22 protein-coding genes, 1 pseudogene and 1 riboswitch are annotated in these 25,903 nt (G+C 62.7%); of the genes and pseudogenes, 11 read left to right on the top strand and 12 right to left on the bottom strand.

Annotated elements, in window-relative coordinates:
• Positions 1 to 170: 170 nt before the first annotated feature.
• A complete protein-coding gene (locus ACVWWJ_RS15855) occupies positions 171 to 728 on the top strand; it encodes a cysteine hydrolase family protein (protein ID WP_456968644.1) in 558 nt (185 codons plus the stop codon).
• 16 nt (positions 729 to 744) lie between these two features.
• Here the strand turns inward: ACVWWJ_RS15855 and ACVWWJ_RS15860 are convergent, their stop codons facing one another.
• Positions 745 to 1,116, bottom strand: a complete 372-nt coding sequence (locus ACVWWJ_RS15860; RefSeq protein WP_456968645.1) for a DUF6869 domain-containing protein — start codon at positions 1,114 to 1,116, stop codon at positions 745 to 747.
• A gap of 101 nt (positions 1,117 to 1,217) precedes the next feature.
• On the opposite strand from ACVWWJ_RS15860, the gene ACVWWJ_RS15865 reads away from it, so the two are divergent.
• From ACVWWJ_RS15865 to ACVWWJ_RS15875, 3 genes and pseudogenes are all read left to right on the top strand, one after another.
• The gene (locus tag ACVWWJ_RS15865) at positions 1,218 to 1,721 is read left to right on the top strand and encodes a hypothetical protein (protein WP_456968646.1); all 504 of its coding nucleotides are present in this window, start codon (positions 1,218 to 1,220) and stop codon (positions 1,719 to 1,721) included.
• A gap of 94 nt (positions 1,722 to 1,815) precedes the next feature.
• Positions 1,816 to 2,776, top strand: a pseudogene (locus ACVWWJ_RS15870) (alpha/beta hydrolase).
• A 43-nt stretch (positions 2,777 to 2,819) separates the two neighbouring features.
• Positions 2,820 to 3,200 (top strand): VOC family protein, encoded by a 381-nt coding sequence (locus ACVWWJ_RS15875; RefSeq protein WP_456968647.1) that lies wholly within the window; start codon positions 2,820 to 2,822, stop codon positions 3,198 to 3,200.
• Here ACVWWJ_RS15875 and ACVWWJ_RS15880 read toward each other — a convergent pair.
• The 3 genes from ACVWWJ_RS15880 to ACVWWJ_RS15890 all read right to left on the bottom strand — a co-directional run bounded on the left by ACVWWJ_RS15880 (position 3,197) and on the right by ACVWWJ_RS15890 (position 5,338).
• Positions 3,197 to 3,847, bottom strand: a complete 651-nt coding sequence (locus ACVWWJ_RS15880; protein WP_456968648.1) for a TetR family transcriptional regulator — start codon at positions 3,845 to 3,847, stop codon at positions 3,197 to 3,199. The genes ACVWWJ_RS15875 and ACVWWJ_RS15880 overlap by 4 nt on opposite strands.
• Positions 3,848 to 3,864: 17 nt before the next feature.
• On the bottom strand, positions 3,865 to 4,644 hold the full coding sequence (locus ACVWWJ_RS15885; RefSeq protein ID WP_456968649.1) for an SDR family NAD(P)-dependent oxidoreductase: 780 nt from the start codon (positions 4,642 to 4,644) through the stop codon (positions 3,865 to 3,867).
• Between the two features lie 61 nt (positions 4,645 to 4,705).
• Entirely contained in the window at positions 4,706 to 5,338 is a 633-nt protein-coding gene (locus ACVWWJ_RS15890) for a TetR/AcrR family transcriptional regulator (protein ID WP_456968650.1), read from the bottom strand.
• A gap of 79 nt (positions 5,339 to 5,417) precedes the next feature.
• Between ACVWWJ_RS15890 and ACVWWJ_RS15895 the strand changes: the two genes are divergently transcribed.
• Entirely contained in the window at positions 5,418 to 6,149 is a 732-nt protein-coding gene (locus tag ACVWWJ_RS15895) for an SDR family oxidoreductase (protein ID WP_159893019.1), read from the top strand.
• A gap of 142 nt (positions 6,150 to 6,291) precedes the next feature.
• On the opposite strand, the gene ACVWWJ_RS15900 is transcribed toward ACVWWJ_RS15895, so the two are convergent.
• Positions 6,292 to 7,197 (bottom strand): LysR family transcriptional regulator, encoded by a 906-nt coding sequence (locus ACVWWJ_RS15900; RefSeq protein ID WP_456968651.1) that lies wholly within the window; start codon positions 7,195 to 7,197, stop codon positions 6,292 to 6,294.
• 97 nt (positions 7,198 to 7,294) lie between these two features.
• Here ACVWWJ_RS15900 and ACVWWJ_RS15905 point away from each other — a divergent pair, with 97 nt between their 5' ends.
• From ACVWWJ_RS15905 to ACVWWJ_RS15925, 5 genes are all read left to right on the top strand, one after another.
• Entirely contained in the window at positions 7,295 to 8,122 is an 828-nt protein-coding gene (locus ACVWWJ_RS15905) for an SDR family oxidoreductase (RefSeq protein WP_456968652.1), read from the top strand.
• 151 nt (positions 8,123 to 8,273) lie between these two features.
• A riboswitch (glycine riboswitch) is annotated at positions 8,274 to 8,369 on the top strand.
• 41 nt (positions 8,370 to 8,410) lie between these two features.
• Positions 8,411 to 11,281, top strand: coding sequence for an aminomethyl-transferring glycine dehydrogenase (gene gcvP, locus ACVWWJ_RS15910; RefSeq protein WP_456968653.1), 2,871 nt, complete (start codon positions 8,411 to 8,413; stop codon positions 11,279 to 11,281).
• 234 nt (positions 11,282 to 11,515) lie between these two features.
• Complete coding sequence (locus ACVWWJ_RS15915; RefSeq protein WP_159893029.1) at positions 11,516 to 12,187, top strand: carbonic anhydrase; 672 nt, start codon at positions 11,516 to 11,518, stop codon at positions 12,185 to 12,187.
• On the top strand, positions 12,184 to 13,062 hold the full coding sequence (locus tag ACVWWJ_RS15920) for a bestrophin family protein (protein WP_456968654.1): 879 nt from the start codon (positions 12,184 to 12,186) through the stop codon (positions 13,060 to 13,062). Before ACVWWJ_RS15915 ends, ACVWWJ_RS15920 begins: the two co-directional genes overlap by 4 nt.
• Before the next feature lie 122 nt (positions 13,063 to 13,184).
• Positions 13,185 to 15,578 carry a GH92 family glycosyl hydrolase gene (locus ACVWWJ_RS15925; protein WP_456969724.1) on the top strand — a complete coding sequence of 798 codons (2,394 nt, stop codon included), beginning with the start codon at positions 13,185 to 13,187 and terminating at the stop codon, positions 15,576 to 15,578.
• A 165-nt stretch (positions 15,579 to 15,743) separates the two neighbouring features.
• Here the strand turns inward: ACVWWJ_RS15925 and ACVWWJ_RS15930 are convergent, their stop codons facing one another.
• The 7 genes from ACVWWJ_RS15930 to ACVWWJ_RS15960 all read right to left on the bottom strand — a co-directional run bounded on the left by ACVWWJ_RS15930 (position 15,744) and on the right by ACVWWJ_RS15960 (position 24,664).
• Positions 15,744 to 18,533, bottom strand: a complete 2,790-nt coding sequence (locus tag ACVWWJ_RS15930) for a TonB-dependent receptor domain-containing protein (protein WP_159893035.1) — start codon at positions 18,531 to 18,533, stop codon at positions 15,744 to 15,746.
• Between the two features lie 647 nt (positions 18,534 to 19,180).
• Complete coding sequence (locus tag ACVWWJ_RS15935; RefSeq protein ID WP_456968655.1) at positions 19,181 to 21,364, bottom strand: copper-transporting P-type ATPase; 2,184 nt, start codon at positions 21,362 to 21,364, stop codon at positions 19,181 to 19,183.
• Complete coding sequence (locus ACVWWJ_RS15940; RefSeq protein ID WP_159893039.1) at positions 21,361 to 21,780, bottom strand: heavy metal-responsive transcriptional regulator; 420 nt, start codon at positions 21,778 to 21,780, stop codon at positions 21,361 to 21,363. Before ACVWWJ_RS15940 ends, ACVWWJ_RS15935 begins: the two co-directional genes overlap by 4 nt.
• Before the next feature lie 319 nt (positions 21,781 to 22,099).
• A complete protein-coding gene (locus ACVWWJ_RS15945; RefSeq protein ID WP_456968656.1) occupies positions 22,100 to 22,588 on the bottom strand; it encodes a YfbM family protein in 489 nt (162 codons plus the stop codon).
• 3 nt (positions 22,589 to 22,591) lie between these two features.
• The gene (locus ACVWWJ_RS15950) at positions 22,592 to 23,485 is read right to left on the bottom strand and encodes a hypothetical protein (protein WP_456968657.1); all 894 of its coding nucleotides are present in this window, start codon (positions 23,483 to 23,485) and stop codon (positions 22,592 to 22,594) included.
• Positions 23,486 to 23,505: 20 nt separating this feature from the next.
• Positions 23,506 to 23,871 carry a cupin domain-containing protein gene (locus tag ACVWWJ_RS15955; RefSeq protein WP_456968658.1) on the bottom strand — a complete coding sequence of 122 codons (366 nt, stop codon included), beginning with the start codon at positions 23,869 to 23,871 and terminating at the stop codon, positions 23,506 to 23,508.
• Between the two features lie 55 nt (positions 23,872 to 23,926).
• Positions 23,927 to 24,664 carry an alpha/beta fold hydrolase gene (locus tag ACVWWJ_RS15960; RefSeq protein ID WP_456968659.1) on the bottom strand — a complete coding sequence of 246 codons (738 nt, stop codon included), beginning with the start codon at positions 24,662 to 24,664 and terminating at the stop codon, positions 23,927 to 23,929.
• 197 nt (positions 24,665 to 24,861) lie between these two features.
• Between ACVWWJ_RS15960 and ACVWWJ_RS15965 the strand changes: the two genes are divergently transcribed.
• Entirely contained in the window at positions 24,862 to 25,881 is a 1,020-nt protein-coding gene (locus tag ACVWWJ_RS15965; protein WP_456968660.1) for an alpha/beta fold hydrolase, read from the top strand.
• The last annotated feature ends 22 nt before the right edge of the window (positions 25,882 to 25,903 follow it).

The following is a 25,903-nucleotide window of genomic DNA, read 5'->3' on the forward strand; positions in this document are numbered from 1 at the left end:
TCGTCAACGGCCACCGACAACCGCCGTCTCGATTATGTCGGCAAGAATCTGCGCACGCCCCGCCCAGAGGTCACGTGAAAGCCCCAGCCAGCCGACCCTTATCGTCATGAATCTGCCCCGCCGACGCGGTACATTGGTCGCCAGGACCCACCCGCCGCAGAGGTGTGATCGTGACGACCGTTGCCCTTGTCATCGATATGCAGGCCGACTTCTTCGGCCACCAGCGGCTGTCCCTGCTTCGGTCAGTCCTCGCAGGGCATACCAATGCCCTCACCGCCATGGCGCGTGAAGCGGCCATCCCCGTCGTCTGGGTCCGGCAGGAATTTGCGGCCGACCTGAGTGATGCCTCACTGGAGGTACGGAGGGGTCAGAAACAGGTCGTCATCGAGGGGACGCCCGGCGCTGACCTCCTGCCGGAACTCGATATCGATGCGACGGACCATTTCATTCTGAAGAAACGGTACAGCGCGTTTTTCGGAACCGGGCTGGACGAACTCCTGGAGACGCTAAACTGTGATCGATTGATCGTCGCCGGCGTGAACACGCACTCGTGCGTTCGTACCACCGTCGTCGATGCTTACCAGAGGGACTATGACGTGATCCTCGCGAAGGATTGCATCGACTCGCTGGATCGGGAGCACCACGACGTGACATGGAGATACATGGATGGGAAGTTGGGGCGTGGCATGGCGAATGAACAGATACGGGCTTTGCTCTCCCAGGTCTGATGCCACTCGCTCTGACTTACGTTGCGCAGGCGCGCTCGACCCTATCCCAAACCGCTGGCGATCCGCTCTCCCATACGCCGCGGAGCAGTAAGCGAAACGCCGGATCGCGCCGGCCGAGCAGTTCAATCCGGTCGATGAAATCGTCACCCTTGTAATGAATCAGGTCTTCAAGTGGACCCGCCGCCAACACGCCGAGAACTTCTTCAGGCGGTGACTTCGCCAGAACGCGAAGAATGACGAGCCAGATGTCCTCGGGATCAGTAGACGAATCGTGGAGGCGCTCGATGGCCCACCACAACGGGTGGTCATCCTTGAAACGAGTTGGGTCCTGCACCCCTTCGATATAAGCGAGCGCCCAGGCCTCAAGGTCTGCATCGTTCATTGGCATGGTTGCGATTCCTGATTCGCAACTATGCTAGCCGACGTGGGCAGGTAGAGCGCGCGCCGGTGCGCGAGTAACATCGCGGGAAGCCATGGGAGATATCCAGGATGACCGCCCGACCTTCGTTTGCGCGTCGCGCGGGAGTCGCGCTGGGGAGCCTGGCACTCAGCGCCACCGTCATACCCGCTATATCCGCCACCCGTGCTAAAGCCGACCCTTTGTGCGCAGCGCTGAGGACTTTTGTCGCTTCGGTGAAGCCCGACGAAAAGCGAAAGATCGAGTTCCGGACCTCTTGGTTCTCAAACTCCAAGAACACCGATCTCGGCTTGATCGGAAAGAGTTGCGACCACGGAGGCTACGACCCCGCCCGGACCGCATGCGCTGCGCTCATGAAGAACACTTCCATAGAATTCGCCGGACTGAACGCCATACGCGTCGTCCAGTGCCTGTCCCCGGGAACCCGATTCGCCTCCGACGTGCAACTTGGACACATCGACGTCGAATTCACCTATGGCTCGAAAAACCGCGGGCAGATCGTCTCTGTGGAACTGAAAGAACCCACCAAGACTAACGATCCTCAAGTCATGACCATCGAGGTCGATGGCTATTGAACCACTGAAGCTCGCCCCGCCCAGCCAGTTCGCAGCCACAAAATCGCCCCTTCCCGGGGCTAGCCTCAAACCCTCACACGAGGGGATTAAATCCATGCATCTCACCTGGCATCTCGTCGGGCTGGTCACAGCCCTATGTTTCGCGAGCGTGGCGGCTGTCGCGTCCCCTTCGGAAGCGCCCGCAGCCCAAAGCGCACCGGCAACCTGGCAGCCCCCTGCCCCGCTAGCTCAGATACCACTCTGGCCCGAAGGCCACTCGATAGCGCGCCCGCCAGTCACGGGTCCGGAATCGGTCAGGGACGGCGGCATCATCGAGAACGTGACGCGACCCACCATGACGATCGTCCCGCCGAAGGGAGCGCCTACTGGTACGACCGTCGTCGTGTTTCCGGGCGGAGGATTCCGGGTCGTGGCCATCGAAGGTGAAGGCACGGAGATCTGCGACTGGCTGACCAGCAAGGGCGTCACCTGCGTTCTTCTCAAATACCGCGTGCCGACAAGTGGCCCGCAATGGGATGGCTCGTGTGACTGCCGCCGCGAACCGAAAGTGCATATGGCGCTGCAGGACGCCCAGCGAACCATTCGGCTATTTGCGCCAGCAGGCAAGCACCCTGAAGATAGATCCGAACAAGATTGGCGTCATCGGCTTCTCGGCCGGCGGCAACATGGTCGCCGACATCAGCACTGCGACCGAGCACACCTATTCCCCTGTCGATGCTGCAGACAAACTGAGCGCCCGGCCGAACTTCGCCATGGCCCTCTACCCGGGTCGCCTGTGGGAAGAAAGGGGCATCGTGCTCAACCCGACGCTTCATGTGACGACAAAGACGCCGCCGACCTTCCTCGTCCAGGCGGAAGACGATCCTGTCGATGACGTACGAAATTCAGTCGCGTATTACCTCGCGCTCAAACAGGCCGACGTCCCGGTGGAGATGCATCTCTACGCAACGGGGAGCCACGCGTTCGGGCTGCGCAAGAAGGATCAGCCCATTGGCGCGTGGCCGGAACTGGCGGAGAAATGGATGAGGTCCATCGCCATGCTGCCCGCAAGCTGATAAGCGAATATATTCGGGGTCTGTCCCCTGACCGGAGATCGGCATGCACCATTCAAGGCTGTGCGCGGTGTTGATCGACTGCTATACCGACGATGTGAGCAAGGCCGCGGGTTTCTGGTCGAGCGCGTTGGGACGCCCGACGGACCCGGATCATGCGGGTTCCAGCGAGAATTACATGATGCTCGTCTCGCCACCCGAGGAGCCCATCGTACAGATCCAGCGTGTGAGCCACGGAAGCCGGGTGCATCTCGATATCGAAACCGACGATATCCCTGCCGAGGTAAAGCGTCTGGAGAGTCTGGGGGCCGCTGTCGTCGAGCGACTCGAACGCTGGGTGGTGATGCAGGCGCCGACGGGACAAAGGTTCTGCGTCGTACGCCCCCAGAGACCCGACTTTCCGGGTAACGCCAATCGCTGGGACTAACCCTGGCTTCGCAGCCCGCGCCAGTAGCGATCAAGCGACGCCTTCAGCTCCGTGGCAAAGTCCAGGCTGGTAAAAGCCACGGCGGCATCGCCCATCATCTCGCGGCAATCGGGCGGGATGTCGAGCGCCTGCCACAGGCCTTGCGTAAGCGCGTAACTGTGCACGAGCACGTGCGCGCCCTCGCCTTCCGTCAATCCAAGGGCTGCCTCGACCACCGCACCTGCACCAACCAGGGCCGAGCCGAGTTCCTGCTTATAGGCACGAAGCCTCTCCTGCTCGATGTTGCGTTCGAGCACGCTGTAACCCAACGATTCCAGCTTGAGGATTTCCGGCTGTGCGGCGGCATGTGCGACGTAGGCCGCGATGAAGTCCGCAATCTTCTGTTCCACCGGGCGACCGTCCGGCGCGAACGCCTCGCGGATACGCGTCATCATCCCGATGCGCTCGATATGGAGGAGCGCCATGAAGATCTCTTCCTTCGTCGCGAAGTAGAGATATACGGTCCCCTTGGCCAGACCCGCCTCGGTAGCGATCGCCGCCGCGGAAGGCAACTTTTCCGGGTCGCGCAGGAACAGCGCGCGTGCGGCGGCCAGGATCGCGTCGCGACGCGCTTCCTTATCTTCAGCCGCCAGGGCGTAACGAACCATGCACGCTCAATCCATCATCAGGGCATCGCCATTCTATAGGTGATGCGCGAAAGCTGCTGCCGCGAGAACAGGCGCGACAGGAAGGCCATCACGCGATTCGCGCGACCGGCGACGACCGCTGACTTTCCCGCTGCCATGGCTGCGAGACCTATATCGACGACGGGACGCGGCTTCATCATCATCCGTTTCATCGCCGCGTTAGCCGCTTCGCCGGCGGCATCGAAGAACGACGTCTCGGTGACGCCCGGCGAAAGCACAGTAACTACGACCTTTTTCGCCTTCAACTCAGTGTGCAGCGCCTCGCCAAGCGAGAGCACATAGGCCTTGCTGGCGGCATACGCCGCGAAATGAGGGCACGGCTGGAAGGCCGCGACACTAGCGACCAGCATGACGCTGCCACCACCGCGCCTGGCCATGTCGTTGGCGAAGATGTGGGTCAGATCGGTGAGTCCGAGCACATTGAGTCGAAGCATGGCGTTGATGCGATCGACCGGAGCGTCGAGGAACTCCGCGGTGAGGCCATGGCCGGCATTGTTGATCAGCGTGTCGACGGCGATGCCTTCCGCATCGAGGCGAGATTTCAGCGATGCTGCGGCGCCTTCGGTTGAAAGATCCAGGGCGACGACATGCGCTTTTACGCCATAACGCGAGCGCAGATCGGCCGCGAGCCGCTCCATGGGCTCCTCACGACGCGCCGCCAGCACGACGTTGTTGCCCTTCTCCGCCAGGGCACGTGCAAAGTCCTGACCCAACCCACTCGATGCGCCGGTAACCAGCGCCCAACCTTGTGATGCCACGGCACACCTCCGAAATGACCAGTGGTCATAACGTAAATGACCGTCGGTCATTTTGCAAGTGCTATGGCCGTGCCGCCACCATCAGGTAAGCGCGGCACATCACCGGGAGCTGGCTACGCAGCATCGCCAGCGTCCCAGGGGATGCGTCGTTCTCCAGCCCCGCCCTCACCGTGCCGACGAGCATCGTCCGCAGCGCAAACGTCACCTTGCCAATGTCGTCGAAGGTAGCGTCGGCAGCGCTCGCCAGCAGCCGCTCGACAGCCCGATCGACACGTTGCACGACATCGGCGACGAGACTTGCCGTATCCAGATCGGCAGCGACCGCATACAGCGCCAGGGAAGCCGGCATGTGACGCAACTTCGCATCCAGGTAGGCCTGGGCGAGTCCGTCCGACAACTCGACCAGCCGGGCGCCTGACAACCGCGTGCAGGCCTCTTCCACCGCAAACACGACGTGCTCCAGGTACTCATCGAGCACCGCATAGAGCAGCGCCTGCTTGTGCGGGAAGTACTGGTACATCGTGCCCACGGACACGCCGGCCCGCTCCGCGACGCGCGTCGTCGTCAACTTTCCGATGCCATCGGACAGCAAAACCTGAAAGGTCGCCTCGTGAATTGCCGCCACGGTGGCGGAGGAGCGCGCCTGACGTGGGGTTTTACGGGCCTTGAGCGCGTCTGAGGGCACCACGGGCATATGCGAATGTAAAAACCGAAGGATGATTCATAAATTAGAACACAGCATCACCCGCCATCCACCAATCAAAGGACATGCCATGAACGCAGCAGATCGCCGTATCGCCCTGGTCACGGGCGCCAACAAGGGCATTGGCCTGGAAGTCGCCCGCCAGCTCGGGAAAGCCGGCTACCGGGTCCTGCTCGGCGCACGCGACACGACGCGTGGCGTCGAAGCCGCGAAGGCCCTCCAGGCTGAGGGCATTGATGTACGCCATATTCCCCTCGACTTGTCCGACGCCTCGTCGCTCAAGGCGGCAGCATCCGATATCGAAGCCAACGAAGGTCACATCGATGTGCTCGTCAACAACGCAGGCGTCGCCATCCAGGGCGACGGCCTGCCCGGTAGCGTCGACCTCGACGCCGTGCGGCGCACCTTCGAAACAAACTACTTCGGAACGGTCGCTGTCACGCAGGCCCTGTTGCCGCTGGTGAAGAAGTCCTCCTCGGGCCGTATCGTGAATGTTTCCAGCGGCCTTGGCTCGATCACGCACAACGCCGATCCGGATTGGCCGTACGCAGCGGTCAAGCTCACCGGCTACAACGCCTCCAAAGCGGCACTGAACATGTTCACCGTGCTGCTTGCGGCCGAGTTGAAGGACGCGGGCATCAAGGTCAACGCCGTGGATCCGGGTTACACCGCTACCGACCTCAACGGAAACAGCGGCCACCAGACGATCGCCGAAGGTGCCGCGGAGACCGTCCGTGTCGCTCTCCTTATCGATGGGCCGACGGGCGGCTTCTCGAACACTGAAGGCGTCGAGCCTTGGTAAGCCTTGTCTAGAAAAAACGTAGGGCCACCGCCGCGGCCCTACGCCTACATCTAGACGCGTGGGTGGCCTACAGCAACGAAGGTCACTCGCTTTACATGGTGCTTGCGGATCTGATCTACAGCTACGATCAGCGGCATTTCATCTAAGGCGCGCCCGCTTCCGCCTTCTCACGAACCAGATCAATGAACGCACGTAACCCCGCCGACATGTGGCGATGCGCCGGGTAGTACACGCTCAACCCATCGAAGTACGGACACCAATCCTCGAGCACAGCCACCAGGCGACCATCGGCCAGGTACGGTGCGACGTTCCACTCGCTGGTCCAGATCAGTCCCATGCCGTCCAGGGCTGCGGAAACCATCAGGTGATGATTGTCGAGCCCAACGGGTCCGTCCACGTCGATGCGACGCTCCTGCCCTCGCTTCTCGAACTCCCACCGGTACCAGGTGCCACTCGGGAGGCGACTACGAATGCACATGTGCTGGAGGAGATCCTCCGGCACTTTCGGCTTGCGGCGATCCTTGAAGTAGGCCGGTGAGCCGACGACGACAAAACGCATGCGGCCCGTGCAGCGAACGCCGACCATGTCCTGCGGCACATCGTCGGCAATACGCACACCGGCATCGAAGCCCTCGGCGACGATGTCGACGAAGCGGCCTTCGGTTACGACATCCAGGCGCATCTCGGGAAAACGCCGCACGTATTCGAGCAGCATCGGTTCGAGGATCATCGCCGCCGCTCCCTCGGAGGTGTTGATGCGGAGGGTGCCTGTCGGGCTGTCGCGGAACGCGTTCGCCGCTTCCATCGCTGCCGATATCTCGCCAAGCGCCGGACGTATCCGCGCGACGAACTGTTCTCCCGCCTCGGACAGGGACACGCTGCGCGTCGTGCGGTTGAACAGGCGTACGCCCATGCGCTGCTCGAGGGCGGCCACCGCATGACTCAACGCCGATGGCGACATGCCCACGGCGATCGCCGCGCGACGGAAGCTCTGGTGCGTCGCGACTGCGAGCACCGCCTGCAGTTCGATCAGGCCGGCCTTGTGCATTGTGCGAATTCCCGCATCGATACGTCCCGGATAAGCCTGATTGTTAGTACGCCGGGACGCAACTACTTTGTTTCAGGTCTTCAACAGGAACTCCGTCATGACCCCGACCGTACTCATCACCGGCGCCTCGACCGGCTTTGGCAAGGCCGCCGCCCTGCACTTCGCTGCTCAGGGCTGGCAGGTGATCGCCACCATGCGCGACCGGGCAGCCGGCGCGGACCTTGCCACTGCTCACAAGAACATCCTTGTCGCCAGGCTCGACGTGCAGGATCTCGCCAGCATCGACAGCGCCATCGCCGAGGGCATTGCCCGCTTCGGTGCTATCGATGCCATCGTGAACAACGCGGGCTTCGGCCTGTTCGGCATCTTCGAAGGCGCCAGCCGGGAAAAGATCCAGGAACAGTTCGACGTGAACGTGTTCGGCGTCATGGACGTGACACGCGCCATCCTCCCGCACTTCCGTTCGCGGCGCAGCGGGACGATCGTCAACGTAAGCTCTGGTGCCGGCGTGTTCGGCCTGCCGATGATCTCGCTGTACAACGCCAGCAAGTTTGCGCTGGAGGGGTTCTCAGAATCACTGTCGTACGAGCTGGCCTCGCAGGGCATCACGGTAAAGATCGTCGAGCCGGGTGGCGTGCTCGATACGAAATTCGGTGCGCGATCGTCGGACGAGTTCGGCAACGCGATGGTGCCGGCGGGTTATGAGGACTTCGTGGCGGCCACGGGGAAGGTGTTCGAGGGCCTGCGCGCCAACCGGCTCGCGACCTCGGAGGACGTGGCCTCGGTAATCTTCCAGGCGGTGACCGATGGGACGCGCCAGCTGCGATATGTGGCGACCGAGGACATCAAACCCCTGGTCAAGGCGAGGCGAGAGACCTCGGAGGGGGCTTATATGGCCTTGATGCGTGGGCAGTTTGAGGGCTGAGGGGGCTGGGATCGCCGATGAATCGGCTCCTACATACAGGGGCGGGCGCCTGTATAATGCCGGGCAGCAACACCCGGTGGGAGAAGCGGAAGGACCCGCTGCCGAAGGCGCAACGCCCGTAATCGCTCAGGCCCCCATGACCACCGACGTGCTTCATCACTCTGGAGAGACCGGTTAAATCCGGCGCCGAAGGTGCAAGAGGCTTACCTGCCTCCAAACTCTCAGGCAAAAGGACAGAGGGGCGCCCCACGTGCCGGCACGGCACGTTCTTTCGGATGCCTCCAAGTCATGAGCCAGAAAAACTCTCCTTCGCTGCGTGAGCTCGAGAACCATGGCGCGTTCATCGAACGCCACATCGGTCCGAACGATGCCGAGATCGCCGAGATGCTCCGCGTCGTCGGCCATAACACGCTGGATGCGCTGACCGACGCCATTGTTCCCGGCTCGATCAAGTCTCCCGCCCCGCTCGCCCTGCCCGCCGCGGTGACCGAGGAAGAAGCGCTGGCCAAGATCCGCGCCATCGCCGACCGCAACACCGTCTTCCGCAGCTTCATCGGCCAGGGCTACTACGGCACGCTCACCCCGAACGTCATCCTGCGCAACGTGCTCGAGAACCCGGCGTGGTACACGGCGTATACGCCGTACCAGGCGGAGATCTCGCAGGGCCGCATGGAAGCGCTGATCAACTTCCAGACCATGGTCGCCGACCTCACGGGCATGGACATCTCCAATGCCTCGCTGCTGGATGAAGCCACCGCCGCCGCCGAAGCGATGACGCTGGCCAAGCGCTCGGCCAAGTCGAAGTCGAATGTCTTCTTCGTCTCGAAGGACGTCCATCCGCAGACGCTCGAAGTGCTGCGCACGCGTGCCGACGGTATCGGCATCGAGCTGCACATCGGCGATGACGCCGAGGGCGCCAGCGTCGACAGCTTCGGCGTGCTGCTGCAGTACCCGAACACCTTCGGTCGCGCGAACGCCTATCAGGCGCTGGCCGACGCGACCCATGCGCGCGGCGGCATCGTCTGCGTCGCGACGGATCTGCTCGCCCTCACTCTGCTCGCTTCGCCGGGCAGCTGGGGTGCGGACATCGTCGTCGGTAACACGCAGCGTTTCGGCGTGCCGTACGGCTTCGGCGGCCCGCACGCCGCCTACCTCGCCTGCCGCGACGCGTACAAGCGCTCGATGCCGGGTCGCCTGATCGGCGTGTCCGTCGACACCGAGGGCAAGCCGGCTTACCGCCTCACCCTGCAGACCCGCGAGCAGCACATCCGCCGCGAGAAGGCCACGTCCAACATCTGTACCGCGCAGGTGCTGCTCGCCGTCATGGCCAGCATGTACGCCGTGTATCACGGTCCGGAAGGCCTCGCTCGCATTGCGCGTCGCACGCATCGCCTCGCTGCGATCCTCGCTGGTGCGCTCGGTAAGGCCGGTGTGACTGTCGGCAATGACTACTTCGACACGCTGCACGTGACCGGTATCGACGCGAAGGCCATTCACGCCAAGGCCGCAACCGCGGGCGTGAACCTGCGCGCGATCGACGCTTCCAGCGTCGGCATCAGCCTCGACGAGACGACCACGCGTGCGGATATCGCCACGCTGGCTGGCGTCTTTGGCGCGGACGCCACCGACATCGACGCGCTCGATGCCGCCACCGCCGACGCCCTTCCGGGCGCCCTGCTCCGCACCACCGCGTTCCTCGAGCACCCGGTGTTCAACACGCACCACAGCGAGCACGAACTGCTGCGCTACCTGCGTGGTCTCGCCGACAAGGATCTCGCGCTCGACCGCACGATGATCCCGCTGGGCTCCTGCACCATGAAGCTCAACGCGACCGCCGAGATGATCCCGGTCACGTGGCCTGAGTTTGCCAACATCCATCCGCTTGCCCCGGCCGACCAGGCACAGGGTTACAAGCAGCTGATCGACGAACTCGAAGCGATGCTGGTCGAGTGCACCGGCTACGACTCGGTGAGCCTGCAGCCGAACTCCGGTGCCCAGGGCGAATACGCCGGCCTGCTCGCGATTCGTGCGTACCACCGCTCGCGTAATGAAGGCCATCGCGACATCTGCCTCATCCCGGAATCGGCACACGGCACCAACCCGGCCTCCGCGCAGATGTGCGGCATGACCGTCGTCGTCACGCGCTGCGATGCCAACGGCAACGTCGATGTGGACGATATCCGCGAGAAGGCCGAGAAGTATTCGGACCGCCTCGCCGCCATCATGATCACCTACCCGTCCACGCACGGCGTGTTCGAGGAGGACGTGGTCGCCATCTGCGACATCGTGCACAAGCACGGCGGCCAGGTGTACACCGACGGCGCGAACATGAACGCGCTGGTCGGCGTGGCCAAGCCCGGGAAGTGGGGTTCGGACGTCTCGCACCTCAACCTGCACAAGACCTTCTGCATTCCGCACGGCGGCGGCGGCCCCGGCGTGGGCCCGTGCGCGGTCAAGTCGCATCTGGCTCCGTTCCTGCCGCGCACGTTCGGCGGTGAGGGCGATGTCGGCATGGTCAGCGCGGCCAGCTTCGGCTCGGCCTCGATCCTGCCGATCTCCTGGATGTACATCACGCTGATGGGCACCGAAGGCCTGCGCAAGGCGACCCAGGTCGCGCTGCTCAACGCCAACTACATTGCCAAGCGTCTCGCCCCGCATTACGACACCCTCTACACCGGTCGTAACGGCCTGGTGGCGCACGAGTGCATCCTCGACCTGCGTCCGCTCAAAGACGCCACGGGCGTCGGCGCGGAAGACGTCGCCAAGCGCCTGATCGACTTCGGCTTCCACGCCCCGACCCTGAGCTTCCCGGTCGCCGGCACGCTGATGGTCGAGCCAACCGAGAGCGAGTCGCAGCACGAACTGGACCGTTTCATCGACGCCATGATCCAGATCCGCGACGAAATCCGTGCAGTGGAAGACGGCCGCCTGGACCGCGAGGACAACCCGCTCCGCAACGCCCCGCACACGGCCACCATGGTCATTGGCACCGAGTGGACCCACGCCTACCCGCGTGAACTTGCGGCCTTCCCGCTGCCCTCGCTCCGCCTCTCCAAGTACTGGCCGCCGGTATCCCGCGTGGACAACGTCTACGGCGACAAGAACGTGATGTGCGCCTGCATCCCGATCGATGCGTACAAAGAGGATGCAGAGGCCTAAGCCTCTGCATCCCTAAGCAAATGTGGGAGCCGCTTCAGCGGCGATGCTCTGCGTGGGAGCCGGCTATGCCCCGTGTGGGAGCCGGCTACGCCGGCGATGGGGCTTGCCGCTACCCCGCTCCGTTGGCTTTTCGCCGCTGAAGCGGCTCCCACACCACTGTTTCGCCGCTGAAGCGGCTCCCACACTACTTTTATTGTCATAAACTGTTCGCCTAGCTTTTCCAAGGCAACGCACATGACCCAGGAAACTCCGCGCGACGACAGCCTGCTCGGCCTCCTCAAAGGCGTCCAGGACTTCAGCCATAACGTTTTTCCGGAACCGGAAAACCGCAAGCTGTTCAGCGAGCTGGCCGAAGGCCAGACCCCCCATACCCTCTTCATCACCTGCGCGGATTCCCGCGTGGTGCCCGAGATGATCACCCAGACCCAGCCGGGTGAGCTCTTCGTCTGCCGCAACATCGGCAATATCGTGCCGGGTTACGGCGAGATGCTCGGTGGCGTGTCCGCCGTGGTCGAGTACGCCGTCATGGTGCTCGGCGTGCAGCATGTCGTGGTCTGTGGTCACACCGACTGCGGCGCCATGAAGGGCCTGCTCAATCCTGAGTCCACCAAAGACCTGCCAACGGTCGAAGCCTGGCTACGCAATGCGCAGGCGGCCAAGAGCGCCGTGTTCGCACGCAAGCTCGAGGGTGCCGACGCCATGCAGGCGGTGATCGAAGAGAACGTGCGTCTCCAGCTCACCCATCTGCGTTCGCATCCTGCAGTGGCCGCCGCGCTGGCCAACGATGCGATCAACCTGCTCGGCTGGGTCTACGACATCGGCGACGGCAAGATCACCGTGCTCGACGAAACGAATAACAACTTCATCCCCCTGGCCGAAGCGATCAAGCGCGAGCACCAGGCGTGATCCTTCCCGGCCGGGCGCATCTGGGCCACATCCTGCGTTACGTGGGCAAGCCGCTCATCTGGCTGTTCGCATGGGACGTGGCCGTAACGGCCTTCTGGTACGTGATGCACCCGCGCTGGACCGCCGAGTTTCCCGCCCTGCCGCTGACCCTGCTCGGCTCCGCTGTCGCCGTGTACCTGAGCTTCCGCAACACCACCGCCTATGCGCGCTGGTGGGAAGCACGCACGTTGTGGGGCGCGATGGTCAATGCCTCACGCACCCTGGGCCGCGAGGCGCTCACCATGCTGCCGGAGCGTGCCACCGCCATCGCGATCGCGCATCGGCAGATTGCCTACGTGCATGCGCTGCGGCTGCACCTGCGTCGCCAGTCGCCGTGGGAGGAGCTCACTACGCGCCTGCGCGCCGATGAAATCGAGTCGCTGCATCGTGTCGCCAACGTGCCGAACGCCATCCACGTGCGCACGGGTACGCTTATCGCCGAGGCGAAGCCCGAGCCCATCCTGCTTGCGGCCTTCGCCCGCACGCTTTCGGATATCTCCAACGCCCAGGGCGGCATGGAGCGGATCAAGAACACACCGCTCCCGCAGCAATATGCGACCTACCCTGCCATCTTCACCCACGGCTTCTGCATCCTCCTGCCGTTGGGTCTGGTGGAAACCCTGGGCGTGTACACCCCGCTCGGTTCCACGGTCGCCGGCTTCCTGTTCCTGGCACTGCTGCAGATCGGCAACGACATGCAGAACCCCTTCGAGAACCTCGACGACGACGTTCCGATGACCACCCTCACCCGAAGCATCGAGATCGACCTGCGCGACGCCCTCGGCGAGTCGCACGGCCTCGAGCCGGTGAAGCCGAACGACGGCATCCTCTGGTAATACCCCCTCCGGCGAGACGGCATGGTGCAGCGCATCCATGACCGTTGGCACACGACCGCCGCGCCAAATGGGATTTCAATCGATATAAATACCGGTCCCACGGAGATATGCCCTTGCGCGCGATGCACCCGTTCGTCCTTGCCGCTGCCTTGTTGCCTGCGGCCGTCGCCGCCGCATCGGGCCCCGCCGCCCTGGTCAATCCGCTTATCGGCACCGCCAACGGGGGTAATGTGTTCCCCGGCGCCGTGGTGCCGTTCGGCATGCTGCAGTTCTCCCCGGAGGCCTCGCCGTTACCCGGCAAGAAGTCGCCGATCGCCGCGCCGGGTGGCTACGAGTACCGCGCCGATGCCATCCGCGGCTTCAGCCTGACCAATGTCGAAGGCTGGGGTTGTGCGGGCGGCTCGGGCGACGTGCCGATCATGCCGATCACTGAGGACGTCGCCGCTTCTCCGTCGACCGACTTCCGTCACGCGTACGCATCGAAATTCTCGCACGCGAACGAAGTGGCCAAGGCCGGCCACTATCACGTGACTCTCGACAACGGCGTCACCACCGACCTCACCGCTGCGCTGCACTCGGGCGCGGCGCGCTTCGCCTTTCCCGCGGGCAAGCCGGTCAACGTGCTCGTACGCGCGTCGGATTCCGAGTCCGGTTCCGAGAAGGCGACGGTCAGCGTCGATGCCGCACATCAGCGCATCAGTGGTGAGGTCACCAGCGGCAACTTCTGCGGTTACATCAACGAAGCCGATCGTCGTAGCTACTACACCGTTCACTACGTGATCGAATTCGACCAGCCGTTTGCCGATACGGGCACCTGGAAGGACACCACCGTTACCAAGGGTGGCAAGCAGGCCGAAGGCGGCACGGGTTACGGAGAGAAAGGCTTCCCGGATACCGGCAAGGGCTCGGGTGCATGGGTCGGCTTCGCCAAGGGCACGAGCACGGTCAACGTGCGCGTCGGCATTTCGTACGTCAGCACCGCGAATGCCCAGGCCAACCTCGACGCCGAGAACCCCAAGGGAACGACATTCGAAGCCCTGCGGGATAAGGCCGTCGACGCCTGGAATGCGCGCCTCTCGCATATCGATATCGAAGGCGGCACGCCGGACCAGCGCACCGTGTTCTACACGGCGCTCTACCACTCCCTGATGACGCCGAACGTGTTCAGCGACATCAACGGTGAATACGCCGGTTTCGACCAGAAGGTCCATAAGGTCAGCGGTAGCCAGAAAGCGCAATACGCGAACTTCTCCGGCTGGGACGTCTATCGCTCACAGCTGCCGATGGTCGCGTGGCTCGAGCCGAAGACGGCGAGCGACATCGCCCAGAGCCTCTACAACCAGGCCCAGCAGAACAACGGCGTATGGGACCGCTGGACGCACAACAACGGCGGCACGCACGTGATGAACGGCGATCCGGCCGCAGCCGCGATCGCTGGCATCTATGCCTTCGGCGGGCGCGACTTCGACGCCAAGGGCGCCCTCGCCTCTCTTGTCCACGCGGCCGACAACCCGACCGCGCTCGACCTCTCGCATGACGGCTGTGAAGTCGAATGCGTCGGCCAGCGCCCCGGTCTCGATGCGTGGCTCAAGCTGCACTACATACCGGTCGGCGCACCCGCCTGGGGGCCAGCGGCCGATACGCTGGAAACTGTGGCTGCCGAGTTCGGCATCAGCTCGCTTGCATTACGTCTGGGCGATGTCGCAACCTCGCAGCGCTTCCTCGGCCGTGCGCAGTACTGGCGCAACCTGTTCGATCCCCAGGCCACGCCGGAAGGCGGATACATCCGCAATCGCAATGCAGATGGCACCTGGGCGCTGATCAAGGACGACGACAAGGAGCAGCCGCACGCGTTTACACCCTCCACCGAAGATGGCTTCGTCGAAGGCAGCGCCGCGCAGTACGTGTGGATGGTGCCGTTTAATGTCGGCGGCTTGTTCGACGCCATGGGCGGCCGCGAAAAGGCACGCAAGCGACTCGATGGATTCTTCTATCAGCCCGACGGTACGTTCGCCGTCACCAAGTCCGGCCCGCTTCACGCGGAGCTCGATAACGAACCGTCCATCGGCACGCCGTGGCTCTACAACTTCGCCGGCCAGCCGTGGAAGACGCAGGAGCTAGTGCGCCGCGTGCTCGATACGATCTGGGTGAATGCGCCGAATGGCATTCCGGGCAATGACGATCTTGGTGAGATGTCGTCGTGGTACGTGTTCGCCGCGCTTGGCGTGTACCCGTCGATTCCCGGCCGTGCGGAGATGGTCGTCGGCAGTCCGTTGTTTACCAGGGCCACCGTGCACCGGCCTGATGGCAATGTCGTGATCGAGGCGCCGAATGCCGGTACGGGTAAGCCATATGTCACGTCGTTGAAGGTCGACGGAAAGGTCACCACGAAGTCGTGGCTCCCCGAGTCCTTCGCCCTCAAGGGCGGCAAGCTGGAATTCGACCTCTCGGACAAGCCGAACAAGGCGTGGGCGACGAAGGCGACAGACGCCCCGCCCTCATTCGACAAGAAGTAAAGCCGTCGTTGCTGTTGCTTGTGTGGGAGCCGATTCATCGGCGAAATGGGTGCTAGCCGCAAGCACCCTATCGCCGATGAATCGGCTCCCACATTCTTACAGTCTTGCAGTCTTGCAGTCCTACATCTTTACAGTCTTACAGTCCTACATTCCCAAATTCGGGACTTACAGCTTGACCTTCACACCCAGGTTGAAGAACCGCCCGATCGCACCGTCCTGCGCATACGTCGGGTTGTAGTTCACGGCCGCATAGTTAGCCACGTCCAACGGCGCCTTGCGATCGAACGCGTTCTCTACCGACGCCGTCACGGCGATCTTCGGGGTGAACTGGTAGCTGCTGGTCAGGTTGAACTCGGTGAACGAACCGACGCGGCAGCTGGAATAGCCGTCCGGAATGCAGTCACTGCCATACACATCCGGCGCCGTGTTCTTCAAACCACTGGTGTGATAGAACGTGCCCGTCAGGGTGAGGTTGTTCCAGATCATCGTGTTCGACCACGACTCACGATAACGCGGCGTACCCGCGCCGGACGACAGGTTGTACGGACCGTGCGTGCCCGAGAACGATTCCACGGTGCCATCGGGCAGCGTCAGCTTCCAGCTGAAGATGTCCGTACCACTGAAGTCGGAGATGTACTGGATACCGTTGTTGAAGGTGAAGTGCGCCTGCAGGTCGACATCGAGGCCGTCGGTCTTCAGCGAGTTGGCATTGATATAGCTGCCGATCACTTCGATCGGACGAGCCAGCGCGGTGGGATTGGCCGGGTCCGCCTTGTCGGCGATGACCTGGGTACCTGCCGGCAACGGCTGGCCAGCGTAGTACGCGTCCAGGATCTGATTCGCGTCCGTCGACGTGATCACGTCGGTTTTCTTGATGTGGTAGTAGTCGAACGACGCATTCAGCCAGCTGGTCGGCTGCAATACGAGACCCAACGTGTAGCTCTTCGCACGCTCCGGCTTGATGTTCTTGTTCGCGTCGGTGAACTGCGCCAGCTGATACGACTGCACATAGCCGTTATTGCCATGGAGTGCAGCAAAATCCGCCGGTACGTTGTACGTGACGAAGCCTTCGTTGGAGCTCGAGCCGTTCTCCGAGAAGCTCGGAGCACGCACGCCCTTGGAGAACGTGCCGCGCACCGCCAGCCAGTCGAGCGGTTTCCACTTCAGGCCCAGCTTGGGCGCGAACTCCGTACCGATGTCCGAGTAATGATCGACGCGACCGGAAAGATCCGCTTCCAGCGACTCCAGCAACGGCGCATCGAATTCAAGATAGGCACCCTCGACATCGCGGCTTCCCTTGGTCTGTGCATTGCCCAGGCCCTGGAACTCGTTACCCGGATTCAACGTGGGGTCGTCCTGCCGTTCCTGACGCAGCTGGATACCGGCTGCCATGCCAAGCGCACCGCCCGGAAGGTCGAACAACGAGCGGTTGGCCGCCAGGTCGATGGCATTGAGGTCCGACGTGGACGTCTTGTTGTAGCCCGGCGCAAGCGCGTTGCGTACCGACGCACTGTTCGATGCCGGGTTGAGGAAGTTGTAGCTACCTGTATTGACCGCGTTGATCAGCGCCCCGTAATTGAGATAGCCGTAGAGCTGGGAATCGAGGCTGGTGTGATTGAGGACCAACGACGCGTCGTAGTTCCACTCACCCCAGGTACCGGCGATATCGCCAACGATACGCAGGTTGTGATTGTCGTAGCTGCTGCCACGGGGAATGTCGCCGAACGCATAGTTGAGCAGTGCGGCCTGACCGCTTGCCGCGAACGGATCGTTCGGGTTGAGGCTGCCGTTGCTCAGGTACGCCGGCAAGGCAATGTTATTGGTGTTGTTTGGCGTGCCCGACTGGATCTGCGCCGGGGATGCGATCGCATCGGTCTTGGTCTCCATGTAGCTCAGCGACACGTACGCCTTGGTCGTGTCATTGATCTTCATGGTCAGACGACCATAAACACCGCCCTCCTTCGTCTTGGCCTGGATCTGGCCGTACTGCGCCGCCGTGTTCTGCTGGCAGTAGGTACCCGAGCTATCGTGGGTCAACTGGCCTTTGGCACCGCAGCTGCCATTGAGCAGGCTGGCAGTCGCGCCGGTATTCGGAACGCCGGTGGTGACGTCGCCAGGCGTGCCCAGGGTCCCAGGGGTCACCGAGCCGTAGATCGAACCCGAGCCGTTAGCCGGCTGGCCGGTCTGCAGATTGGCGCCGCCGATGCTGCTCAGATCCGAGGTGTTGTACGGAAATCCGCGATCGCCCGCGCTGATCGCGTTGTCTTCCTGGTACTGCGCGCTGAAGTAGGCGTTGTAGCCGTCCTTATTCAGGTCGCCGCCGCCGGCGAGGAAAGTCGCCTTGCGCGTGAAGCCACCACCGTGCGCGGAGTTGCCGACATCAGCCGTCGCCTCAACGCCCTGGTAGCCTGGCTTGAGGATCACGTTGACCACGCCAGCGATGGCGTCGGCACCGTACAGCGACGAGGCGCCGTCCTTCAGCACCTCGATGCGGTCGACGGCGGCAAGCGGGATCGTATTCAGATCGACGAAGGAACGCTGGCCGTCATCGGCCACGGCGTAGCTGGCCGCACGATGCCCGTCGATCAGCACCAGCGTGGAGTTCACGGTCAGGCCGCGCAGGGCGACGCCCGAGGAGCCCGCAGCGAAGCCGGCGGTGAAGCTGTTGGGAATCGAGCCACTGTTGTCGGCCGAGATCGAGCGCACCACATCGGAGATGGTCGTGTAGCCGCTGCGCGCGATGTCCTTGGAAGTAATCGTCGTCACCGGCGAAGCGGTTTCGGTATCGATACGCGGAATAGCCGAACCGGTCACCGTGATCGTCTGCAGCGTGCTGGGGTTGGCGTTGGTTCCCTGCTGGGCGCCATCGGTAGTTGCAGACTGCGCCCACGCGGTACTGGCGACAGGAGTGAGAAGAAGCGCGGCCAAAGCGCACGCAAGCTTATTACGTTTCATGATGACGACCCTTACCCATTAATTTAAGCGAAGTGAGCCAGCCCGACGTGGTGATCAGGTTGCTAAATAGCGTGCGTTAAGACGGGGTCGTTAACAGGGGAAGACCTCGCCTGATATCGAGTCTTCCACCATCACTGGGCGTATACAAGCAATTAACACAACCGCATGAGATTCCGACGCTTGCCGCTATTGCTTGAGGATCCGATCTTGCCGCGATTTTCTACCACCCGCATACCATTCATTTCTGGGGATTTTTTAAACGTGATCGCAATATCCTTCCCTCGACCAGCCTCACCATCTTTCGTTAGTTTCATTTCCATTTCGTCTAAATGAATGCAAGGCAACGGCGGCTTGAACTAATGCCTCGCCGTCGCTTAAATGAAACAAAAAAAAGCCGCATGTGGGGACATGCGGCAATCGATGGGGAGAATTGAAACTGCGACACGCGATCCCGGCCCGGGATGCGCTCCGTCTGCTTATTAGATAATCCTGTATGCGCTGAAAACTCGCACAGCCAGGCTTTCAACAAGCTTTCCCCACCGCCTGTGTGGGAGCCGCTTCAGCGGCGATTGGGTGCTAGCCGTAACCCCGAATCGCCGCTGAAGCGGCTCCCACATGAAGCGGCTCCCACATGAAGCGGGATCGCGTCAGATCACCGCGCGACGCAACCTCAACGCATTCCCCACCACCGACACCGAACTCAGACTCATTGCCACGGCCGCAATCATCGGCGACAACGTCAGGCCGAACAGCGGATACAACACCCCCGCCGCCAACGGCACACCCACCGCGTTGTAAATAAATGCGAAGAACAAGTTCTGACGAATGTTCTTCACCGTCGCTTCGGACAGTGCGCGAGCACGAGCAATCCCCGCAAGATCACCCTTCAACAATGTGACCGATGCGTTCTGGATAGCGATGTCACTGCCGTTACCCATACCGATCCCGATATCCGCCGCAGCCAGCGCCGGTGCATCGTTCACACCATCGCCCGCCATCGCGACCTTCGCGCCACCAGCCTTCAGCGTGTTGACGATGTTCGCCTTGTCCTCGGGCGACGCACTCGCGTGGACTTCATCGATAGGCAGCGACGAGGCCACTGCTTTCGCCGTCGCTTCGTTGTCGCCCGTAAGCATCACCAACCTCACGCCCGCTGCGTGCAGTGCGTCCAGCGCCGGCTTCGTCGACGGTTTGATAGCGTCAGCCAGTGCAAGCACAGCGGCAAGCCGCCCGTCGATCGCCATGAACATGGCAGTCGCACCGTTGGCACGAGCCTTGTCGGTGACCTCACGACCGGCAGCGATATCGATGCGCTCGCCTTCCATAAGCCGTGCATTGCCCAATGCAATATCGTGACCATCGACCCGACCGCTGACACCCTGACCGACGATCACCTGGAACCCCGTGATCTTCGGAATGGAGAGGCCTTCGCCTTCCGCCGCCGCCACGATGGCGGCAGCAAGCGGATGTTCGCTGGGCTGTTCGACCGATGCGGCCCACGCCAGCACTTCGGCGCGCTCCCGCCCGAAGACACGCAGATCGACTAGTGTCGGCTTGCCCTCGGTCAGCGTACCGGTCTTGTCGAACACCAGCGTGTCGACCTCACGAAGCGTTTCGATCGCCGCGGCATCGCGGAACAGCACGCCTGCCTGCGCACCACGACCGCTTGCGACCATGATCGACATCGGTGTCGCCAGGCCCAGCGCACAAGGGCAAGCGATGATTAGCACCGAAACGGCAGCCACCAGCGCATGCGCCAGGGTGGGCGCCGGCCCGACCATCCACCACGCAGCGAACGCCAGCAGCGCCACGACCACAACCGCCGGGACAAACCACGCCGCGACACGATCCGCGACGCGTTGCAGCGGCGCGCGAGAACGCTGCGCCTCCGCCACCAGCGTGACGATGCGCGAGAGCACCGTGTCCTGACCAACGTGGTCGACTCGCACCACCAGGGCACCGTGCTGATTCTGCGTACCACCGGTAACTTTGTCGTGCATCGACTTCGCCACCGGTACAGGCTCGCCGGTGAGCATCGATTCGTCGACGTAGCTTTGCCCATCGATCACGCTGCCATCCGCTGGCACTTTCTCACCGGGGCGCACGCGCACGTGATCGCCAACGTGCAACGACTCGAGTGGAACGTCTTCCTCGGCACCATCCTTGCCGATGCGCCGTGCGGTTTTCGGCACGAGCCCAAGCAGACCGCGCAAGGCTTCACCCGTCTGCCGACGGGCGCGCAGTTCAAGGAAGTCGCCAAGCGTGACCAGCGCAACAATCACGGCGGCCGATTCGAAATAGACGGCCACCTGGCCGTGCATGTCCCGCATTGCCGGCGGAAAGAGCGACGGCAGCGCGAATGCGACCACACTGTAGAGCCACGCCACGCCCGTACCCAGCGCGATCAACGTGTACATGTTCGGCGACCACGGCAGCAGCGAGCGCCAACCGCGGGCGAAGAACGGTGCGCCACCCCACAACACCGCGAAGGTGGCCAACAGGGCTTCGACCCAGCCCAGAGCGCCCGCCCACGGCTGATGCCACATGCGCCCGGTGATGTGCGGGACCATGGCGATCAGGAAGACCGGAACGGTCAGCGCGACAAGCGCGCCGAGGCGACGGCCCAGGGAACGAACCTCGCCGTCATCATCGTCCAGCGAAGGCATGGCGGGCTCGAGAGCCATGCCGCACTTAGGGCAGGAGCCAGGACCTTCCTGACGAACCTCGGGATGCATCGGACAGGTGTAGATCGTCACCGCCGGCATGGGCACAAGATCGATCACGGTCGCGACTTCGTCGGCCGCGCCGTGCGAGCAACAGGCATGAGTCATGGGTTCGGCTCCGCCAGTGCCTTGAGGATCGGGCAGTCTTCCGGCGCACCGTGGCCAGGGCAGGCATCCACCAGCTCGGACAGGCCGTCGCGAACCCGCTGCAGCTCGGCGATCCGTTCATCGATCGCCTGGAGCCGCGCCGCGGCGCGCTCGCGGACGCCTTCGACGCCTTCGTTGCGGTCGGCGGACAGGGCGAGCAGCTCGCGAATCTCATCGAGCGTGAAACCAAGGTCCTTCGCCCGCCGGATAAAGCGCAGGCGAGAGACCGTGGCCTGGTCGTACTCGCGGTAACCCGAGGGACGGCGGCGAGGTTCGGGAAGAAGCCCTTCCCGCTCGTAAAACCGGATGGTGTCGATAGCAACGCCCGCGCTCTGCGCGATGCGGCCGATGGTGAGGGCAGCTGTTTGAGTGTTCATGGGGGTAAGTCTAGACCCTTGATCTAGGTCTAGAGTCAAGCCCTTTCAAACCGCGAGCTGTCGGGCTCTCTTTACCTTGTCATTCGGCTCTGAAACCGTGGCATTGACCCATTACCTTGTGACGGCTTATTACCTGGCCCGTATTCACGGGGAAGAAGCTCTTGCGCTAAAGACACGCGTCGACGTACCCGTCCAGGGACTGGTTCAATCCGAAAACAAACTTAGCCATGGGAATGCCCTCGCCTCGGCTTGGCCGATCGCCTGCCTTAACTATGATGACGAATGGCAGGCCCGGGATTCGACACGCATTTGCGAAACCTCAGCCGAGCCAGGCAATCACCGCTTCCTCATGTTCCGCGGCGGCCGCGTAGAAAGCACAAAGCGCGCGGAGATTGTCCGCAATGTAGCGGCGACTGCCATCACCTTCATCAAACCAACCACCCGGATAGATGTCCACCTTGTCCAGGCGCGAAAGGTCGACGGTGGCAACGATCGCATGCGCGTCGACCGAGCGTAGAGCCTCTGCGACGGCGTTCACGGTTACTGGATCGAGATGTCGCGCTGGGCCGTAACCGAGATCGTCACCGAAAGGTTCACCGCCGAACACGACCTGTGAAAGAATCCCGGGACCGGGCCATGGTTCCCCGTTCAATACGAAATGGATCGCGTGCCATGCCTTGTCGACATCCAGCTTGCCCTCGGCCCCGGGGCCATCGAAACTGATCAGACGATCGGCCGCCGCTGCGTCGGTCATCGCAAGATGGGCGGTCGCCGGAGGGAGTCGGCAAAAATAACCGATCATCGACATGGGTCATTCTCCGTGAGGAGCCTCGTCGCAAATCGCGACGAGGGAGGGAAGTAGTGTGGCCAGGAATATCTCGTTCGCTCGTAGGCATAGCTCGAGCAATTGTGGCGTGTTGGCTTGCATGTATGAGGCGGTGCCAAGGAAACCCAGGGACTTGAACAAGAAGCCTTGTTCATAATTTCGCTTCAAGCGCGAATCGAGCCCGACGAAGTCGATGTCCGGCATCACTAGCATGTCGACGAAGGCTGGAAACGGTATCCGTTTGTCGGTGAAGATCTTGATACCTAAGTAGCATCCCATGCCCGTTTCACTGGAACGGTGAAGCAGGAAATCCTTGCCGAACGCTCTTTTCTGCCGTTGAAAGCCAAACGGCGCGGCAACGGCATGGATCCGCTGAGCTATCGCCTTCGTATCGACAGCCCAGGCATCTCCCTCGGATATTCCAAGAGTACCCGCTTGCCTTTGCATGGCCGCGGTTCTCAACTCCGATGGTGGCTCAAGGCGATGCCTCTCCTCGTTGTATCCCCACAACCAGGGGATCGAGCCGATTAACTCGTGGACCCGGGGCTCCTGCTCGCCTCCATTGATCTCGTCGTACGTCAGGCCTACCGACGCAAGCCGGCACGTGATGGACTCGTTCGATACCCCGTAGCTGCGACCCACATCACCTATCCCCGCCCACACCGAGCCGAATCGCCACCGCCATACCTCCACCATGAATTGGATCCATTCGGGAACCTCGCTCCCTGGTGGTACGCCGACTCCTCCGAACCGCGCGTCCATAAGCTCGAACCCGTGTTCGACGAGGACGCCCGGGGCGAAGGCGAGGCACTTGGCGAGTTCACCGAATCGCGCGAGCTGACTTTCTGTAACCCGTGCTTTCGTTTCCGAGGACGTCATGCGCTTGAGGCTCCTATCCCTCAGCTCATCTGCTCAGCCAGACTACGTGTGCGCGAGGTCACTTCATCGCCCGTGTGCAACGTACTTGCAGGCTCGATCAACAACACCCAGCACTCTTCCTCCGCGACCGGATTGTGGCGAACACCACTCGGCACCGTCAGGAAGTCGCCCTCATTCAAGGTAACCGCTCTGTCCTCGAATTCGAGGCGCAACGAGCCCTTCACGATATAGAACAGCTCGTCCTGACCATCGTGCGCATGCCAGACGAGCTCGCCCTTGAGCTTCGCAGCTTTGAGCAGCTGGTCGTTCACCTGTCCAATCACCTTGGGCGACCAGTAGTCCTGGATCTTGTCGAAGGAGGCAGCAAGGGCAGTAGGAGAAAGCATGATCAGGCCTGTGAATGTTCCGGAGACGTCTGTATAGCCTCGCACGGACCCCGGGCTACTCGCCAATGGCGGAAAAGACCCTGGAGGCCAGAGGCGTCCAGCTCGTCCATTCGTGGACGCCCGGCCCGGTGATGACATGCATTGGTGGAACGGCAGGCGTCAGCAGGGGCATGTTGGGCGCGAACTTGTCTTTGTCACCGTAAGCCAGCCAGACACGCTCGTTTCCACCAGGATGGCTCGACCAGACCTTGGCGCGCCGCCAGATCTGCGGCTGCCAGTTGTCCGGGCCCGGCGTGGCCGCGGGCGGCGCCGGCCAGCGACTCAGACCGCCTGCGTTGCGCACCTCGTCGAGCATGCGGCGATCGCCCAGGAAGGGAGCAAGCAGCACGATCCCGTCGACATCGTCGGGAAACGTCGCGTCGTAAAGAAGAGCTCCCATCCCGCCAAGGGACGCACCGACCAGCCAGACCTGTCGATAGCCCTTCGCGCGTGCGGATCGAACGATCTGGTGAAGGTCGGGCATCGCCTGACCGTCCTTGTAGTAGCCGATGGTCATCTCGACCAGCACCACGTCAGCGTCCGGCCAGACCCCCTGGACGGCGTGCCCGATGCCGCCCGCTTCCAACGAGGCAAGGTTGTCGGCGATGCCCGGAAGCACGACCACCACACGCTGCGCCGCCTGCGAAGCCGGTAGCAGCCGTACGGCCGGCAGACGGGAGGTATTGCGCACGGGATAGCAGGCAGTGAGGAGCGACGTGGCCGCGACGATGACAAGACAGCCGAAACGATTCACGGGGTGACCTCGAAGATGATGCCCTGCAAGTGATACGACCACGCGCGGCCAACGGATGCGCACCAGGTTTTGTATCGAAACGTATCCGGGGACGGGCAGGACACATTCCGAGAGGTTAGGACCCCTTGCCGGACACATCCAGGACGAGTCTGCCTGTTCTCCTAGCATCGTCAAGCTACACACCCCCGGAGAGCCTCATGAACAAGAAAATCGCCCTGGCCGTCCTTACTGCTTTGGCAGGCATGATCGGCAGCGCTCACGCCCAGTCGGCGCAGCAAGCGCCAGCACAGCCACCCCTGCCGGCCCCTTCGTCGCAGGACGCGCTGGGCCCGCTGAAGCACATCCACGCGGGCGTTCTCGATGTCGCCTACGCCGAGCTCGGCCCAGCCAACGGTCCCGTCGTGATCCTCCTGCACGGCTGGCCCTACGACATTCACAGCTACGAGGCCGTAGCGCCTGCACTGGCAGCGAAGGGCTATCGCGTGCTGATTCCCTATGCACGTGGCTACGGCGAAACCCGCTTCCTTTCCGCCGACACGCTACGCAACGCAGAACCCGCTGCGCTCGGCCAGGACGTCGTCGACTTCATGGATGCGCTGCACATCAAGCGCGCCGTCTTCGGTGGCTTCGACTGGGGCGCACGTTCGGCTGACATCGTCGCCGCGCTGTGGCCGGAACGCGTGAAAGCACTGGTCAGTGTGAGCGGGTATTTGATCGGGAGCCAGGAGGCCGGCAAGTCGCCTCTGCCGCCTGAAGCCGAATATCAGTGGTGGTACCAGTACTACTTCGCCACCGAGCGCGGTCGCCTTGGCTACGAGAAGAACCACCACGACTTCGCCAAGCTGATCTGGCGCAACGCATCACCAAAGTGGAACTTCGACGATGCGACCTACGAACGCAGCGCACAGGCACTCGAGAATCCGGACCATGTCGCTATCACGGTTCACAACTATCGCTGGAGGTTGAACCTGGTCGGCGGTGAGGCGAAGTACGATGGTCTGGAGAAGCGCCTGGCTCAGGCGCCGAAGATTGCGGTGCCGACAATCACGCTGGAAGGTGATGCGAACGGCGCACCGCATCCGAAGCCGGAAGCGTATGCCAAGCAGTTCACGGGGAAATATGAGTTCAGGCTGATTACGGGTGGTGTTGGGCATAACTTGCCCGAAGAAGCGCCGGAGGCCTTTACCAAAGCAGTGATCGACGCGGACCGTCTGTAACAACGACCAGGGTGGGCGGTCC

The organism is Luteibacter sp. HA06, from assembly GCF_054061215.1.